The organism is Amycolatopsis vancoresmycina, from assembly GCF_000716785.1.
GTDB classification, from domain to species: Bacteria; Actinomycetota; Actinomycetes; order Mycobacteriales; family Pseudonocardiaceae; genus Amycolatopsis; species Amycolatopsis vancoresmycina.
In genome coordinates this window covers 1,074,145-1,090,979 of sequence record NZ_JNYY01000001.1, presented here as the reverse complement: position 1 = coordinate 1,090,979, position 16,835 = coordinate 1,074,145, and the positions used below count along the sequence as shown (strand labels likewise).

Sequence of the window (16,835 nt, the reverse complement as noted above, 5' to 3'; positions counted from 1 at the left end):
GACTCGGCTGCGTGGAAACTGTTGCGCACACGGCGATCGAGCCGGGAATCCTCTACTTCGGCACCCCGGTCGTCCTCATCTCCAGTACCAACGAAGACGGTTCGGCCAACCTGGCCCCGATGTCCTCGGCGTTCTGGCTCGGCTGGCGGGCGATGCTCGGCCTCGGGGCCCGCTCCCGGACGACGGCGAACCTGCTGCGCACCCGTGAGTGCGTGCTCAACCTGCCGTCGGACGCCCTCGCCCCGGCCGTCGACCGGCTGGCGCTGACCACCGGGTCCGATCCGGTTCCGCCCGGGAAGCAGGAGCGGGGGTACTTCCACGTGGCGGACAAGTTCGGGCGGTCCGGTCTCACGTCGGTGCCGTCGGAAACCGTGGCACCGCCGCGGGTTGCGGAGTGCCCGGTCGCCATGGAGGCGGTGGTCGAAGCCCACCACCCGGTGGGGGACGGTGGTGTCGTCGCGTTCGAGGTGCGGGTGCAGCGCGTCTTCGTCCACGACGCGGTCCGGACGCCCGGCACCGCCGACCACATCGACCCCGACGCCTGGCGGCCGCTCATCATGAGTTTCCAGAAGTTCTACGGGCTGGGGGAGCAGGTGCACCCCTCGACGCTGGCGCGGATCCCGGAACGGCTCTACCGGGGGCCGGACATCGAGCGGGCCCGGCGCGTCGGGGTCTGACCGGTTCGCGGGCCTGTCACCCCAGGGCGGGCACCCTCTCCGCCTCCGGAGGCGGCCCTGGCGGTGTCCCATCGCCGAACGGGCGCCCGCCCAGTTCCTCCCGCCCGTGCGGGGTCAGCCAGCCCGAGACGTCCGGGCCCGCCGGGACGATGCCCGTCGGGTTCACGTTCCTGTGCACCACGTAGTAGTGCTCCTTCATCTGGGCGAAGTCGATCGTGTCGCCGAAGCCCGGCGTCTGGAACAGGTCGCGGGTGTACGCCCACAGCACCGGCAGCTCCGTGAGCTTCTGCCGGTTGCACTTGAAGTGGCCGTGGTACACCGCGTCGAACCGGGCCAGCGTCGTGAACAGCCTGATGTCCGCCTCGGTGATCGTGTCGCCGACCAGGTAACGCTGGTCCGCCAGGCGCTCCGACAACCAGTCCAGGCGGGCGAACAGCTTCTCGTACGCGCGCTCGTACGCCTCCTGCGACCGCGCGAAACCGGCCTGGTAGACCGCGTTGTTGACGTCGGTGAACACCTTCCGGGCCACGTCGTCGATCTCGTCGCGCAGCTTCTCCGGGTACAGCTCCGGGGCGCCGTCGCGGTGGTAGGCCGTCCACTCGGTCGACATGTCGAGCGTCATCTGCGCGAAGTCGTTGGTGACCACCTGGCCGGTCGGGACGTCGACGAACGCCGGCACCGTGATGCCGCGGGGGTACTCCGGGTCGCGCTTGAAGAACGCCTCCTGCAGGCGCTCGATGCCGAGCACCGGGTCCCGGCCGTCCGGGTCCAGGTCGAAGCTCCAGCTGCGCTCGTCGTGCACCGGGCCCGCGATGCCCATCGACAACACCGGTTCCAGGCCCAGCAGCCGGCGCACGATCACCGCGCGGTTCGCCCACGGGCAGGCCCGCGCCACCACCAGCCGGTACCGGCCGGACTCGACCGGCCAGCCGTCGCGGCCGTCCGCGGTGATGCGGTCCGGGAGGTAGTTCAGGTCGCGCTCGTACTCGCCCTTGTCGGTCATCGGCGTCCTCAGCAGTCGTCGGTCGGGGGAGTGGTGTCCAGTGCCGCGGCCAGCCGGGCCAGCACCGGCGCGGCCGTGCGGACGTCCTCGGCGCTCAGGTGGTCGAACACCGACGCCCGCACGCGGGCCAGGTGGCTCGGGAAGGCCGCCTCCAGTCTGGCCAATCCGGCCGCGGTCAGCACGGCGTTGGACGCGCGGCCGTCCTCGGCGCACCGGCGCTTCTCCACCAGGCCGCGGCGGGTCAGGTCGTCGACCACCCGGCTGATCCGGCTCAGCGACAGCCCGGTCGTCGCGGCCAGCGCCGAGATCCGCAGCAGGTGGCCGGGCGCCTCGGACAGCGCGACCAGCACCCCGTAGTCGGTGATGGTGAGGCCCGTCTCGGGGAGGAAGTGGTCCTCGAGCGCGCGCGGCAGCGCGGTCATGATGCGCATCAGCGGCCGCCAGAAGGCGGCTTCGTCGAGGTCGAGAGCGGACAGTTCACCCATGAGGGCCACTCTACCCAATGCTTGCTTGCGCAACCAGCCAAAGTGAGTACAGTGTCGTTGAACCCTCAATCACCGGGGGGTGCCACCACGAGGAGAGAAGAAACAGCGATGACCAGCGCGACCACCTACCCCCAGCTGACCGGCGAGTACACCATCGACCCCACGCACTCGCGGATCGGGTTCGTCGCCCGCCACGCCATGGTGACCAAGGTGCGCGGCAGCTTCAACGAGTTCACCGGCTCCGCCACCATCGACGGCGACGCGCCGGAGAAGTCGTCGGCCCGGGTCACCATCCAGGCCCACAGCATCGACACCCGCAACGCCGACCGCGACGGGCACCTGAAGAGCAACGACTTCCTGTCGATGGACGAGTACCCGCAGATCACCTTCGCCTCGACCGAGATCAAGCAGACCGGTGAGACCAGCTTCGAGGTGACCGGCGACCTGACGATCAAGGACGTCACCCGTTCGGTGACCATCCCGTTCGAGTTCGAGGGCGCCGCGAAGGACCCGTTCGGCAACGACCGGATCGGCTTCGAGGGCTCCACCTCGATCAGCCGCAAGGACTACGGCATCACCTGGAACGCCGCCCTCGAGACCGGTGGCGTGCTGGTGAGCGACAAGGTCACGCTGGAGTTCGAGATCTCCGCGATCAAGTCCGCCTGAGCCCGGGGCTCGTGAGTGGTAAGGCGAGTTCTAACTCGCCTTACCACTCACGACGCCGCTAGCCCGCAGGTTTCCGATGCCGACGTCGAGTGCCGCCTCCAGGTGATCGATGCGGCCCGTCGACAGCATCACCACCACGCCGCCCTGGATGCCGGCCAGCAGGGCGGCCGCCGTGCGTTCCGCGTCCAGTTCCGCGGCGACCTCGCCTGCCTCCTGCAAGTGGCGGATGCCCGCGGCGATCTCCGCCTGCCAGCGCCCCAGCATTTCGCTCACCACCGCCTGCGCTCCCGGCGTCGCCCGGCCGAGCTGCGAGATCAGCACGTTGAGCGGGCAGTGCTGCCCCCGGCTGTCGTAGTGCGAGACGACCGTGTCCCGCCACCGCTGCCACGCCGCCCACGACGTCAGGCGGCCCAGTTGCGGCTGCTGGACCGCCAGGACCTGGTCGGCCTCGAACCGCGCCACCGCCAGCAGGAGCTCTTCCTTGCCGTCCGGGAAGTAGTGGAACAGCTGGCTCTTGCTGGTCCCCGTCCGCGCCCGGACGTCGTCCAGCGTCGTGACGGCGACCCCGCGCTCGCGGATCTCCGCCGCGGCGCCTTCGACGATCCGCTGCCGCGTCGCGGCGCCCTTCGCGGTCAGCTTTGGACTCACAGGTCCATTCTGCCCCAAAGGGTGGTCCTTCAGGTGAAGGCCCCGCAGATCGCTTCCGGTGGAATCGGGACATCCGGACACTCGGGTGCGTGAAAGACACACACCGGCTGGAACGCGGCCTTTGCGCGGTGGCGGGAGAAGGCCTCACCTCGGACGAAATGGGGGAAGCCGTCTCCCGCGCCATCGGTGTCCTCGTCGCCCACGACGCCCTCCACCTGTGCTGGCGCCATCCCGGTACCGACCTGCCCTCGTTCGGCTTCTGGCACCGGCTCACCCCGAAGGTCGACTGGACGCAGCTGATCGCCTTCTACTCCGGCCGGGAATCGGCCCATCCGGCCGGGCAGGCGCGGCGGGGCGTCCCGGGGCACGTGGTCGACGCGCGTGACCCGCTCGCGCACCGGATCCTGCTGGACAACGGGTTCGGCAGCGAACTGCGCCTGGTCCTGCGCGGCGCCAAGGGCGTGTGGGGCACGCTCGCGCTGTTCCGGGAGCAGGGCGGCCGTCCGTTCGCACCGGACGACGTCGACCGCGTCGCGCGGCTCGTCCCGCCGCTGGTGGCGGCGTCGCGCACCTACGTGCGGGCGCCGTCGCTGCGGCCGCCGGACCGGGACCTGCCGCCGGGCGTCATCGTGGTCGGCGCCGACCACGCGGTCCGCGGGATCACGCCCGAGGCGCACGCGTGGCTGCGAGAAATCCGCCTCCCGGGGTCGCTGGCCGGCCCCGAGTGGGCGGCGAAGGCCCTCTCGTGCGAAGTGGCGATCGCCGGACGGCGGTTCGCCCGCGACCCGGCGAGCCCGCGCCCGGTCGCGTGCCTGCCCTCGGCCTACGCCGGGCGCTGGGTCAGCGTGCACGGCCAGCCGCTCGACGCGGACGGCCGGGGCGACGTGGCCGTGGTCGTCCGGTCGGCCGGGACGGAACTGCTGCCCGCCCTGGCGTCCTGGTACGAGATCACCGGGCGGGAACGCGCCGTGCTCGGCCACCTCCCCGACGGCATCCCCGCCAAGCAGATCGCCCGGCGGCTGGACGTGTCGGTGCACACGGTGAACGAGCACCTCAAGGCCCTCTACCGCAAGACGGGCTGCACCGGCCGCGAGGAGATCGTCGCGGCGCTCTCCCGATGAGGTCTCACGGCAGCGGGTTGCGCGCGAAGAACGCCCACATGCGTTCGGCGATGTCGGCCCGGTCGCCGTCCCCGGGCCAGAAGTGCGTGCCCCGGTAGACCCGCCAGACCACCTGGACGCCCGCGCGGCACGGGCCGTACACGGCGGCCTCCACCGGGACGCCCGGCTCGGTCACCGGCGTCGCCGGGCAGCCGTTGCGCTGCAGCCACTCGTTCCGGTGCGCCACCGCGAGCGGGGGCAGGCTGATCAGGTCGCCGTCGCTGTGGAACAGGCCCACCGAGATCGGCCGGTCCGGCGTGCACGGGCTGCCGGTGAACGCAGGGGACACGCCGGCGTAGGCGGCGACCGAGGCGAACACGTCTGAGGCGTCGCAGGCGAGCCGCGCGGACATGTTGGCGCCGCTGGAAAAGCCCTCCACGTGCACCCGGTGCGGATCGACGCACCAGGTCCGGGAGACGTCCTCGACGACGGCGCGCAGGTAGGCGACGTCCCCCGAACGCCGGTCGGCGTCCCACGCCGGCCCGGCCGCCGACGGGTAGGCGACGATGAAGTGCTTCGCGGCGGCGCTGTCCGACCACCGCGTCTCCCGTTCGTGCAGGGCGTACGGCTGGAGCGCGCCGTGGAGGCTGAGCAGCAGGGGCACCGGAGCTCCGGGCAGGCCCGGCGGCACGTTCACGTGGTAGGCCCGGCCCGCCGCCTCGCGGGCGACGGTGCCCGAAGTGGGGGCCAGGGTGCAGGCGGTGCTCGCGGACGCCGGTGGCGGGCCGGCCACGACCGGGCCCGTGCCCAGCAGGAAAGCGAGAACCGCCCCGGCGAGCTTTCGGGGGTGCAGCATGGGAACTCCTCGTCGACGACGGGGGTGAACCCGGCGCTTCCCCTCCCCCTCGGTGCGGGAAGCGCCGGGTTCACCGGGATCAGCCGAAGTTGCCGGTGGCGACGGCCTTCCACTCGTTCGCGCAGCCGGGGCCGCACTTCCAGGACAGCCGCGGGTCGCCGGTCACCCCGCCGTGGCCGTCGAGCGTCCAGGTCGCGACTTCACCGGTGGTGGCGTTGTGCCACACGACGTCGTTCTTGAAGTCGTTGTCGAAGTCGTTGACCCCGACGATCTGCCACTGGTTCGCGCAGTCGGGCCCGCACTTCCACGACAGCTTCAGGTCTCCGGTGACCGTCTGCTTGCCGTTGAGGAGCCACGCGGACACTTCGCCGGTCGTGGCGTTGTGCCACAACAGGTCGTCGAGGCCGTCTTCGTTGAAGTCCCCGGCGCCGACCACCTTCCACTGGTTGGCGCAGGCAGGCCCGCACGGCCAGGACAGGTCCGGGTTGCCGGTCACGTGCCCGTTCCCGTCGAGCAGCCACACGCTCACCTGGCCGGTGGTCGCGTTGTGCCACACGACGTCCGACTTGTTGTCGGCGTTGAAGTCCCCGATGGCGACGGCCTTCCACTGGTTCGCGCACTCCGGGCCGCACTTCCAGTCGAGCGACAGCGCCTTCGTGACGGTGCCCTGGCCGTCCAGGATCCACGCGGACAGCTCGCCCGTCGTGGCGTTGTGCCACAGCACGTCGGAGGTGAAGTCGTTGTCGAAGTCACCCGCGCCGACCACCCGCCACTGGTTCGCGCAGTCCGGCCCGCACTTCCAGGACAGCCGGTTGTCCTTGAGCACCGTGCCGTGCCCGTCGGTGAGCCAGGCACCCAGCTCCCCGGTCTTCGCGTCGTGCCACAGCAGGTCCGCGTTGCCCGCCACGGCTTCGGCGGGCGGCGCGACGGCGAACGCGAGCGCGGCCGACACCACCCCCGCCACGGCGGCGATCTTCCTTCCCAGCATGGTTCCTCCCCCTGGAGTCGACGATGTGGACCCGATGAGGATCCGCCGGCGCGGGGGAGCCCGGGTACCCCGAGCTTTGGGGGTTGACAAGATCGAATACGGCCGGTATCAATCGCGAATCGGCAGCTCCACGCCGTCGCGGAGGAACACCGGGATCCGCTCGGCCGGGGCCGGCGCCTCCACCCGGGTGCCACCTTCGTGGCGCGTGCCGGTCACCGCGTCCGTCCAGGAAGCGCCCGCGGGCAGGTACACCCGGCGGGCCGTCACGCCGGGTTCGAGGACCGGCGCCACCAGGAGGTCCGGGCCGAGCAGGAACTGGTCGTCGACGTCCCAGGCCGCCGCGTCCGCCGGGAAGTCGACGAACACCGGCCGCATCGGCGGGATGCCCTGCTCGTGCGCCACGCGCATCTGCTCCATCAGGTACGGCCGCAGCCGCTCGCGCAACCGCAGGGACGCCGTGATCGCCTCGTACGCCGGCGCACCGAACGACCAGACCTCGTTGGGGCCGCCGGTCATCTCCGGGCCGAACGCCGGCCGCGGGTCGCGGAAGCCGTGCAGCCGGAACAGCGGGCAGAACACGCCGTAGGAGAACCACCGCACCATCAGCTCGCGGTATCCGGGCGACGCCGGGTCGCCGCCGTGGAAGCCGCCGATGTCGGTCGTCCACCACGGGATGCCGGCCAGTGCCACGTTGAGCCCGGCCCGCACCTGCGCCCGCAGCGACTCCCACGTCGCCCCGACGTCACCCGACCACAGCGCCGCGCCGAACCGCTGGCTGCCCGCCCACGCCGACCGGCTCAGCAGCACCACCTCGTCGTCGCCCTCGGCGCGGATGCCGTCGTGGAACGTCTGCGCGTTCGCCTGCGGGTAGAGGTTGAACACCTCCGCGCCCGGGCCGGCGTGGAAGCCGAGGTTGTGCGGGTGGCCGGGCTGGATCTCCGGCTCGTCGCCGTCCAGCCACCACGCGCGCACACCCAGGTCGTAGTAGTTCTCCTTGACCTTGTTCCAGACGAACCGCCGCGCTTCCGGGTTGGTCGCGTCGTAGAACGCCACCGGCATCTCGACGCCGAACCCCTTGTCCTTCCACGGCGCGTGCGCCGGGACGCCGCTCTCGGCAGCCACCAGGAGCCCCTGTTCGTGCAGCTCGCGGTAGTTCTCCGAGAGCGGGCTGACCGACGGCCACACCGAAACCATCAGCTTGACGCCGAGCTCGGAAAGCGAGCGCACCAGCCCGGCCGGGTCCGGCCACTCCGCCGGGTCGAACTTCCAGTCGCCCAGGTGCGTCCAGTGGAAGAAGTCCGCCACGATCACCGAAAGCGGCAGCCCGCGCTCGTGGTACTCCCGGGCGACGGCCAGGAGCTCCTCCTGGGTGCGGTAGCGCAGTTTCGACTGCCAGAACCCGGCCGCCCACTCCGGCAGCATCGGCGCGTGGCCGGTCGCGTCGGCGTAGTGGCCCAGGATCTGCCGCGGGCCGTCGCCGGTGGTGATCCAGTAGTCGAGCTGGCGGGCGTCGTCGGCGACCCAGCGGGTGCCGTTCTCCGCCAGCTCGACCCGGCCGACGGCGGGGCTGTTCCACAGGAACCCGTAGCCGCGGCTGGACAGCAGGAACGGCACCGACACCTCGGCGTTGCGCTGCACCAGGTCGAGCACCAGGCCCTTCTGGTCGAGCCGGCCGTGCGTGTGCTGCCCCAGGCCGTAGAGCCGCTCGCCGTCGTAGGCGCTGAACCGCTGTTCCAGCCGGCCGTAGCCGTTGCGCGACGGCATGAACAGCCGGGCGCCGGGCCACCAGAAGTGCGCGCGCTGCTCGGACAGCAGCTCCTCGCCGGTGTCCGTGCGGACGAACCGCAGCTGCGCGTCGATCCCGGTGTCGGTGTCGGCGATCTCGACGATCGCGGTGAGGCCGCCGTTGACCACCCGGCCCGAGCGCCCGGACGCCTCCGCGGACGCCGCCGACGGCTTCGCGGGCAGCAGCGCGCCCGGGACGTCGTCGAGGATGCGGTGCCGCCCGGCGCGCACGCGCAGGCTGCCCTCGCCCCACGGCTCGATGCGCAGCACCTCGTGCCGCACGCTGACTTCGAGCGAGCGGCCGTCTTCGGTCGTGGCGATCAAGCGGACTCCTTAGTCTTTGACGGCGCCGCTGGTCAGCCCGGCGACGACGTAACGCTGGGCGACGACGAGCAGGACGGCCGCGGGGATCGCGGCGAGGACGGCGGTGGCCATGATCCCGTTCCAGTCGGCGGACTGGTTGCCGACGAACCGGTAGATGCCCACGGTGATGGGCTCGAACGACTGCCCGGTGGTGAGGGTGACGGCGAACAGGAAGTCGGCCCAGGCGAACAGGAACGCGAACAGCCCGGCGGTGACCAGCGCGTTGCGGCTGACCGGCAGGATGATCGAGAAGAACGTCCGCCAGTACCCGGCACCGTCCACCCGGGACGCTTCGGTGAGCTCCTTCGGCACGGAGATCATGAACGCCCGCAGCAGGAGGATGGCGAACGGGATGGTCGCGGTGGAGTCGGCCAGCACCAGCCCGAGGTAGTTGTCGATCAGGCCGAGGTTGCTGAACACCGTGTAGAGCGCGTTGGCCATCACGATCCCCGGGATCATCTGCACGATGAGCAGCACGAACACCAGCACCGGGCCGCCGCGCACCTTCAGCTGGGCCAGCGCGTACGACGCGGGCGCCGCCACCAGCAGCGACACGAGCACCGTGCCGGCCGCGACGACGACGCTGGAGAGCAGGTTCGGGCCCTGCGTGGCGAGGGCCTTCCGGTAGCCGTCCAGCGTGCCGCCGGTGGGGAAGAACGCCGGGTCCGGGCGCAGCAGCGCGCCGCTGGGCTGCAGGGAGGCGTTGACCATCCAGTACAGCGGGAACAGCAGCACCGCGACGATCAGCACGCCTGCCGCCGTCCGCGGCCAGTTCGCCGTCTTCACGCCGCCTCCGCCAGGGTCGCCTTCGCCGAACGCAGGTAGAGCAGCCCGAACACCGTGGCCACCACGATGAGGACGTTGCCGACCGCGGCGCCCTGGCCGAACGCGAAGTCCTGGAAGGACAGCCGGTAGGACCACGTCGTCAGCGTTTGGGTCGCGTTGGCCGGGCCGCCGCCGGTGACGACCATGATCACGTCGAACACCTTGATCGTGTAGACCAGCCCGAGCATCAGCACGATCCCGGTGACCGGCCGCAGCAGCGGCCAGGTGACGTGCCGGAACCGCTGCCACGCCCCGGCGCCGTCCAGCTCGGCGGCTTCGTAGAGCGACGCCGGGATCGCGCGCAGCCCGCCGTGCAGGATGACCAGGTTGAACGGGATGCCGATCCAGATGTTGGTGAGGATCACCGCCGGAAGGGCCCAGTTCGTGCTGCTCAGCCACGGCACCGCGTCGAGGCCGACGGCACGCAGGCCCGCGTTGAGCACGCCGTGGTCCTGGTCGAACATCCACCGCCAGACCGCGCCGCTGACCACCAGCGGCAGCAGCCACGGCAGCAGGAGCAGCGACCGCAGCAGCGCGCTGCCGAGGAAGCGGCCGTTGAAGAACACCGCGAGCGCCAGGCCGATGCCGAACTGGAAGACGAGCGACCCCGCGGTGAACAGCACCGTGTTCAGCGTCGCCGTCGAGAACAGCGGGTTGTTCAGCACGGCCGAGTAGTTCGCGAAGCCGACGAAAGGTGCCTCGCCGGTGTAGAACGACTTCACCGTGTAGTTCTGGGTGCTCATCACCAGGTTCGCGGCCAGCGGATAGCCGAAGAACACGACGACGTAGGCCAGGGCGGGCAGCAGGAACGCCCACGCGGCGAACCGGTTGTCCCGGCGGGACTTCCGGTTCGCGCGCGGCGCCGACGAGACCGCCGGGGCGGCGGCGAGCGTCACGAGCCGCTCGTCTGCTGCGCGGCCTTGAGGGCCTGGTCGACCGGGGTCTTGCCGGTCAGCGCCGCCTGGAGGGCGTCGGCCAGCGCCTGCGAGACCTTCGGGTACTTCTCGCCGAGCTCGGCGGTGCGGGACCGGGCCGTGCCGACCTCGTCGACGAACGCCTGCATCGCCGGCTGCTCGGTGCCGAACTTCTGCGCCGTGGCCGTCTTCGACGGGATGTAGGCGTGCGCCTTGCTCCACTCGAGCATCGTCGGCTCGGACAGGATGCAGGAGAGCACCTTGCCGGCGGCCTGCTGGCCGGGCCCGTTCGTGACCGGCACGGTGCCGACCTCGCCGCCGAGCGCGACCACCGGCTTGCCGCCGGCCTGCGGCACCGGGATCGGCACCACGCCGTAGTGCAGCGACTTCTGCTCGTCGAGCCGGGCGATGTTCCACGACCCGTTGACCATCATCGCCGCGTTGCCGCCGACGAACTGGTCGGCGACGTCGTTCTGGTTCCAGGTCACCACGGACTTCGACGCCGAACCGGAGTTCACCAGATCGGTGACGTACTGCAGCGCCTGCGTCGCCTGCGGAGAGTCCAATCGGGACAGTTCGGCGCCGTTGCTCCAGAAGAACGGCAGGAACTGCCAGGTGCCCTCTTCGGACGGGACGGCGGAGAAGGCGAGCCCGTACTTGCCGTCCTTGGTCAGCTTCGCCGCCGCGGCCTTCAGCTCGTCCCACGTCTTCGGCGGCTGGACGCCCGCGGCCTGCAGGAGGTCCTTGTTGTAGATGAGCGCGAGGCCGTTGACGCCGGGGGCGACCCCGTACACCTTGTCCTGGTAGGTGCCGGCCTTGACGATGCTCGGGGAGTAGCCGTCGGTGGTGATGCCGTAGCCGTCCAGCGGGGTCAGCGCGCCGGTCGCGGCGACCTGCTGCAGCGTCGGGTTGTCGGTGAACAGCAGGTTCGGCAGCGTCTTCGAGCTGGCGCCCTGCAGCACCTTCGGCAGCATCTGCGCGGTCGGCACCTTCTGGCGCTCGATCTTGATCCCGGTCTGCGCGGCGCACGTGTCGAGGATCTTCTGCCAGGCGGCGGAACCCTGTTCGTCGGCGTAGTAGTCGAGTTCGGTGATCGACGTGGCGGCCGGGGCGCCGGAGCCGGCCGGCGCGGACGGCGCCGGGCTGGGGCTGCAGGCGGCCAGCAGGGCGGCGCCGGCGGTCAGAACGAGGGCGCGACGAACTGAGGACATGGTGAATCTCCTTCGGCGGCGAAGCAGAACCGGTCAGGCGTGCGGCGCGGCGGTGCTCTCGCGCCGGGTGAGGCGGGGCCCGAGCAGCCGGACCTCCGGGGTGGTGTGGCCGGCGAGCCGGCGCATGGTCATCTCGACGGCCTGGGTGCCGACCTCCTCGGCCGGGATGGCCACGTTGGTCAGCGCGACGGCGTGCTGCTCGGCCATGCTGTCCGGGCACACGGCGATGACCGAGATGTCCTCGGGCACCCGCAGGCCGCGGTGGCGCAGGTCCGACAGCAGGCCGGGCAGCACGGCCTCGTTGTGCACGACCAGGCCGGTCAGGCCGGGGTCGGTGGCGAGCAGGTCGTCCAGGCAGGCGCTCACCGCTTCGTAGGAGTGGGCGCACGACCGGGAGGCCGCCCGCACGTCACGGCTTTTCGCGGCTTCGTCGAAACCGCGCAGGAACCGCGTCGCGTAGCTCGTGCCGCGCCGGTAGACCGCGGGGGAGGGGCCGATCAGCGCGATCGAGCAGTGGCCGAGGTCGGCCAGGTGCGCGACGCACGCCGAGGCGGCCGCGGTGAAGTCGAGGTCCACGCAGCTGAGCCCGGCCGGGTGGTCCGGCACGCCGATGAGCACCACCGGCAGGTCGAGGGCCAGCAGCATCGGCACCCGCGGGTCGGCGGTTTCGACGTCCATCACCATCAGCGCGTCGGCGATCGCCGACGACGCGACCCGTTGCAGCGCAGCGGGTCCCTCGTCCTTGGTGAGCAGCAGCAGGTCGTGGTCGTGCGCGCGGGCCGCGGTGACCGCCGAGGCGACGAACTCCATCACGACGGCGACGTTGAGGTCCGTGCGCAGCGGCACGACCAGCGCGAGGACGTTGGTCTTGCTGCTGGCCAGTGCCCGCGCCCCGGCGTGCGGGTGGTACCCGAGCTTGCGGATGCTGTCCTCGACCAGCCGCCGGGTCTTCGGCGAGATCGAGCGCTTGCCGCTGATCACGTACGACACCGTGCTCGGGGCGACCCCGGCCGCGTTGGCGACGTCGTTGATCGTGACCACGGGCGGCCTCCTGGGGACGGGGGAGGGTGCGTCGGTGTCGAAGCGCATCGACGATGGCACGAAGGTAGGTGACACCGGGCGGAAACACAAGCGCCATTCGCCGTTCGCCGGTATTCGATTCGGATTCGACAACGGGCCCGTGCGTCGAATTCGTCGAAACTGCCTGATAGCCGTTCTTGTCGCAGCTCAGCGCGGGATTGCCGGGGTCCGGCCGCTGCCTCTGGGAGCGTTCCCAGGAACCCTTGACCACATCCTCACCCGGCTGTAATAGTCGTCACGCTCCCACCCTTCGACGCGAATGTTCCGCGCCGCGCCGTCGAAACGATTCGACGATTCCGGAGGCCGTCCGTGCGCAAGTCCCTGTTCCGCCGTGCCCTCGTCCCGGCGGTGGCCGCGACCCTGCTGCTGGCCCCTTCGCCGGCGCTCGCGGCGCCGCCACCGCCGTTCCGCGACCCGTCGCTGCCGCTGGCCGCGCGGATCGACGACCTGCTGTCCCGGCTGACGGCGGACGAGAAGATCTCGCTGCTGCACCAGTACGAGCCGGCCATCCCGCGGCTCGGCATCGGCGTGTTCAAGACGGGCACCGAAGCCCTGCACGGCGTGGCCTGGTCGACCGACTACGACGACAAGGGCGCCGTCGTCAAAGCCGACGGCACGGTGTTCCCGCAGGCCATCGGCCTGGCCAGCACCTGGGACCCGCAGCTGGTCAAGCAGGTGGGCGCGGCCGTCGGGCAGGAGGCCCGCGGCTTCAACGTCCGCAACCCGACGCTGTGGGGCCTCAACCTCTGGGCCCCGGTGGTGAACCTGCTGCGCGACCCGCGGTGGGGCCGCAACGAAGAGGGCTACTCCGAAGACCCCTACCTGACCGGGAAGTTCGCGGTGGCGTACGGCCACGGCATCCAGGGCGACGACCCGCGCTACCTGCAGGCCGCCCCGACCCTGAAGCACTTCCTGGCCTACAACAACGAAGTCAACCGCGACACGAGCAACTCGTCCGTGCCGCCGAAGATCCTGCACGACTACGACGAGCAGGCGTTCAAGATCCCGCTGCAGGCGGGCGCGGCCAACGCTGTCATGCCGTCCTACAACCTGGTCAACGGGCGGCCCAACCACGTGAGCCCGGAGCTCGACGGGGCGCTGCGGAAATGGGCCCCCGGGGACATCGCCGTCGTCAGCGACGCGGGCGCGCCGTCCAACCTGGTCAACTCCGAGAAGTACTACGCCACCAAGGCCGAGGGGGACGCGGCGGCGATCAAGGCCGGGCTCGACAGCTTCACCGACAACGACACCGACGGCTCGATCACCGTCGCCGCGGTCAAGGAAGCTCTCGCCAAGGGCTTCCTGACCATGGCGGACGTCGAAAACGCCGACCGTCACCTGCTTTCGCTGCGGTTCCGGCTCGGGGAGTTCGACCCGCCGGGCCGCAACCCGTACGCGAAGATCACCCCGGCCGTCATCGGCTCGCCCGAACACCGGGCACTGGCCCGCACGACCGCCGACGAGCAGATGGTGCTGCTGCGCAACAACGGCGGCGCGCTGCCGCTGAACGCCGCGCGGAACAAGAAGATCGCCGTCGTCGGCCCGCTGTCGAACACGCTGTACGAAGACTGGTACAGCGGCGCGATGCAGTACAAGGTCACCCCGGTGCAGGGCATCGCGGAGCGGCTCGGCACCGCGGGCACGGTCGCGTCGTCGGAAGGCGTCGACCGGATCGCGCTGAAGGACCTCTCGACCGGCCGGTACCTGACGGCCCCGGCGGTCACCGGCAAGATCACTGCCGGTGGCACCGTCGCCGGAACGGCGGAGTCCTTCGACGTCTACGATTGGGGTGCGGGCAAGAACACCCTGCGCGCGGCCGCCAACGGCAAGTTCCTCAGCTACTCCGGCGGCGCGCTGGTGAACGACGTCGACCAGCCGGCCGGCTGGTTCGTGCAGCAGCAGCTCAAGCTCGACGCCCAGCCCGACGGCAGCTACGTGCTCGAATACGCGGGCAACGAGGTGACCGAGCCGTGGTTCGGCCCGAACAAGTTCGCCGTCGTCGGCGCGGACGGCGTCCTGACGATCTCCTCCCCGGACGCCGCCCACGCGACCAGGTTCGGCCGTGACGTGCTGACCAGCGGCGTCGGCAGCGCGGTCGCCGCCGCGAAGGACGCGGACACCGCCGTCGTCGTGGTCGGCAGCATGCCGTTCATCAACGGCCGCGAGGCGAACGACCGCACGAGCACCGAACTCGCCCCGGCGCAGCGCGCGCTGATCGAGGCGGTGCAGAAGGCGAACCCGCACACCGTCGTCGTGGTGGAGAACAGCTACCCGACGACCGGCTGGGACACCCTGTCCGTGCCCGGCATCCTGTGGACCAGCCACGCGGGCCAGGAGACCGGGCACGCGGTCGCCGACGTGCTCTTCGGCGACCGGGACCCGAGCGGGCGGCTCACCCAGACCTGGTACGCCGCCGACGCCGGGCTGCCGGACATCCACGACTACGACATCGCCAAGACCGGGATGACCTACCAGTACTACCGCGGGAAGCCGCTGTTCCCGTTCGGGTACGGGCTGAGCTACACCAGCTTCCGGTACGACGGCGTGCGTGCCGTGCGGGCCGGCGACAAGGTCCGGGTCAGTGTGGACGTGACGAACACCGGGGCCCGTGCCGGCACCGACGTCGTCCAGCTCTACTCGAAGAACTCCGGCGTGCAGCGGCTGCGGGACTTCTCGAAGGTGACCCTGGCCCCGAACCAGACCCGCACGCTGCGGTTCGAGGTGCCCGTGGCGGACCTGGCGTCCTGGGACGTCTCCCGGGACCGGTCCGTGGTGGCGGCGGGGGTGTACGAGTTCTCGGTGGGCCGCAACGCGGGAGAGCTTTCGGCACCGCAGCCGGTCTTCGTGCCGGGGGAACAGCCCCTGCCGCGCGACCTGAGCCGTCCGACGCAGGCCCAGAACTTCGACGACTACTCCGGGACGACGCTGACGGACACGGCGAAGGTGTCGGGTACGTCGGTCGCGGCCGTGGCCGGGAGCTGGGTGGCGTACCGCAATGCGGCGTTGACCGGCCCGGCGCGGTTCTCGGCTTCGGTGTCCGCGCCGGCGGCATCGCACGTCACGGTCCGCCTGGACTCGCCGACCGGCCGCGTACTGGGCACGGCTCCGGTGCCCGCCACCGGCGACCACTACGCCTACACGACGGTGACGGCGGCGCTGGCCAAGGTGTCCGGCCGCCACGACGTCTACCTGACGTTCGACGGCCCGGCGAACCTGGCAACGTTCTCCCTGCGGTGACGGTCGTGAGTGGTAAGGCGTGTTCTAACTCGCCTTACCACTCACGACCGCGGGGTCACGGCTTGCGGCCCACGCCGGCGTAGGGGAGGGAGTTGACCGACGGGGTGTCGGACATGTCGCCGGCCCCCTCCGGGTTCCACATCGCGCAGCCGACCAGGCCCGGCTCGACCAGGTCGAAGCCCTCGAAGAACCGGAGCACCTGGTCGTGCGTGCGCGGGAACGGCCGGTTCTGCTGGTTCTGCCGGTTCGTGTAGACCTCGATCGCCTCGTCGAGGCCCGCCGAGCCGGAGTCGGCCGCCACGTGCGTGACCGCCAGGAAGCTGCCCGGTGCGAGCCGGTCGCGGTAGCGGGCCAGGATGCCGGCCGGGTCCCACGAGTCGGGCACGAAGTGCAGCAGCAGCAACATGAACACGCCGGTCGGCTGGTCGGGGTCGAGCAGCCGGCGCGCCGGCTCGGCGTCGAAGATGTCGTTGACGTCGCGCAGGTCGGCCTGCAGCACCGCGCAGTTGTCGTTGCCCTGCAGCAGCAGCTCGCTGTGGGCGACCGCGACCGGCTCGCGGTCGACGTAGACCACCCGGCACGACGGGTCGGCCTGCTGGACGATCTCGTGCAGGTTGCCGACGGTCGGGATGCCGGAGCCGACGTCGAGGAACTGCCGGATCCCGGCGTTCACCATGTACCGCGCGGCGCGGCGCAGGAAGGCGCGGTTGAGCCGGGCCGCGTCGCGGATGCCCGGCATGATCCGGAGGATCTGCTCGCCGAGCGCGCGGTCGGCGGCGAAGTTGTGGTCGCCGTCGAGCCAGAAGTCGTACACCCGCGCCGGGTTCGGCACCGTGGTGTCGATCTCCGGCGGTACCCAGCTCAGCTCCCCGGTCACGGGACCTCCCACCCTCGCGGACTCTGGAGTGGCGAAGCTTAGCCCCCTCATCCGTTCGTGTGGACTCGCGCTCCGGGGCGGCGGTGCCCGGCTAGGGTGGCCCGGTCACGAGGAGGCGAG

At 71.1% G+C, this 16,835-nt stretch carries 15 protein-coding genes; 4 read left to right on the top strand and 11 right to left on the bottom strand.

From position 1 onward, the window contains the following. The first annotated feature begins 11 nt into the window (after positions 1-11). Positions 12-677, top strand: a complete 666-nt coding sequence (locus OO60_RS04620; RefSeq protein WP_004561923.1) for a flavin reductase family protein — start codon at positions 12-14, stop codon at positions 675-677. 16 nt (positions 678-693) lie between these two features. Here OO60_RS04620 and OO60_RS04615 read toward each other — a convergent pair whose 3' ends face one another. Both OO60_RS04615 and OO60_RS04610 read right to left on the bottom strand, forming a co-directional pair. Beyond that, entirely contained in the window at positions 694-1,680 is a 987-nt protein-coding gene (locus tag OO60_RS04615) for a glutathione S-transferase family protein (protein WP_004561922.1), read from the bottom strand. Between the two features lie 8 nt (positions 1,681-1,688). Next, positions 1,689-2,165 carry a MarR family winged helix-turn-helix transcriptional regulator gene (locus OO60_RS04610; protein ID WP_033260818.1) on the bottom strand — a complete coding sequence of 159 codons (477 nt, stop codon included), beginning with the start codon at positions 2,163-2,165 and terminating at the stop codon, positions 1,689-1,691. Positions 2,166-2,273: 108 nt separating this feature from the next. On the opposite strand from OO60_RS04610, the gene OO60_RS04605 reads away from it, so the two are divergent. Further along, positions 2,274-2,831, top strand: coding sequence for a YceI family protein (locus OO60_RS04605; RefSeq protein ID WP_004561920.1), 558 nt, complete (start codon positions 2,274-2,276; stop codon positions 2,829-2,831). 30 nt (positions 2,832-2,861) lie between these two features. On the opposite strand, the gene OO60_RS04600 is transcribed toward OO60_RS04605, so the two are convergent. After that, on the bottom strand, positions 2,862-3,479 hold the full coding sequence (locus tag OO60_RS04600) for a TetR/AcrR family transcriptional regulator (RefSeq protein WP_004561919.1): 618 nt from the start codon (positions 3,477-3,479) through the stop codon (positions 2,862-2,864). 89 nt (positions 3,480-3,568) lie between these two features. On the opposite strand from OO60_RS04600, the gene OO60_RS04595 reads away from it, so the two are divergent. After that, positions 3,569-4,600 carry a helix-turn-helix transcriptional regulator gene (locus OO60_RS04595; protein WP_156081295.1) on the top strand — a complete coding sequence of 344 codons (1,032 nt, stop codon included), beginning with the start codon at positions 3,569-3,571 and terminating at the stop codon, positions 4,598-4,600. A 4-nt stretch (positions 4,601-4,604) separates the two neighbouring features. Here the strand turns inward: OO60_RS04595 and OO60_RS04590 are convergent, their stop codons facing one another. From OO60_RS04590 to OO60_RS04560, 7 genes are all read right to left on the bottom strand, one after another. Next, positions 4,605-5,435, bottom strand: a complete 831-nt coding sequence (locus OO60_RS04590) for a CE1 family esterase (RefSeq protein WP_004558965.1) — start codon at positions 5,433-5,435, stop codon at positions 4,605-4,607. A gap of 79 nt (positions 5,436-5,514) precedes the next feature. Further along, complete coding sequence (locus OO60_RS04585) at positions 5,515-6,423, bottom strand: FG-GAP repeat domain-containing protein (RefSeq protein WP_004558966.1); 909 nt, start codon at positions 6,421-6,423, stop codon at positions 5,515-5,517. 108 nt (positions 6,424-6,531) lie between these two features. Continuing rightward, positions 6,532-8,532 carry a glycoside hydrolase family 31 protein gene (locus OO60_RS04580; RefSeq protein ID WP_004558967.1) on the bottom strand — a complete coding sequence of 667 codons (2,001 nt, stop codon included), beginning with the start codon at positions 8,530-8,532 and terminating at the stop codon, positions 6,532-6,534. A 9-nt stretch (positions 8,533-8,541) separates the two neighbouring features. Beyond that, positions 8,542-9,357: a carbohydrate ABC transporter permease gene (locus tag OO60_RS04575; protein ID WP_004558968.1), complete on the bottom strand. Its 816-nt coding sequence runs from the start codon at positions 9,355-9,357 to the stop codon at positions 8,542-8,544. Further along, positions 9,354-10,292, bottom strand: coding sequence for a carbohydrate ABC transporter permease (locus OO60_RS04570; protein WP_004558969.1), 939 nt, complete (start codon positions 10,290-10,292; stop codon positions 9,354-9,356). The genes OO60_RS04575 and OO60_RS04570 overlap by 4 nt, the downstream gene beginning before the upstream one ends. Then, positions 10,289-11,521, bottom strand: coding sequence for a sugar ABC transporter substrate-binding protein (locus OO60_RS04565; RefSeq protein ID WP_004558970.1), 1,233 nt, complete (start codon positions 11,519-11,521; stop codon positions 10,289-10,291). Before OO60_RS04565 ends, OO60_RS04570 begins: the two co-directional genes overlap by 4 nt. Positions 11,522-11,554: 33 nt before the next feature. Beyond that, positions 11,555-12,562, bottom strand: a complete 1,008-nt coding sequence (locus tag OO60_RS04560) for a LacI family DNA-binding transcriptional regulator (protein WP_004558971.1) — start codon at positions 12,560-12,562, stop codon at positions 11,555-11,557. A gap of 348 nt (positions 12,563-12,910) precedes the next feature. Between OO60_RS04560 and OO60_RS04555 the strand changes: the two genes are divergently transcribed. Beyond that, positions 12,911-15,838, top strand: a complete 2,928-nt coding sequence (locus OO60_RS04555) for a glycoside hydrolase family 3 protein (RefSeq protein WP_004558972.1) — start codon at positions 12,911-12,913, stop codon at positions 15,836-15,838. A 55-nt stretch (positions 15,839-15,893) separates the two neighbouring features. On the opposite strand, the gene OO60_RS04550 is transcribed toward OO60_RS04555, so the two are convergent. Continuing rightward, on the bottom strand, positions 15,894-16,715 hold the full coding sequence (locus OO60_RS04550; protein WP_004558973.1) for an SAM-dependent methyltransferase: 822 nt from the start codon (positions 16,713-16,715) through the stop codon (positions 15,894-15,896). Positions 16,716-16,835: the final 120 nt, after the last annotated feature.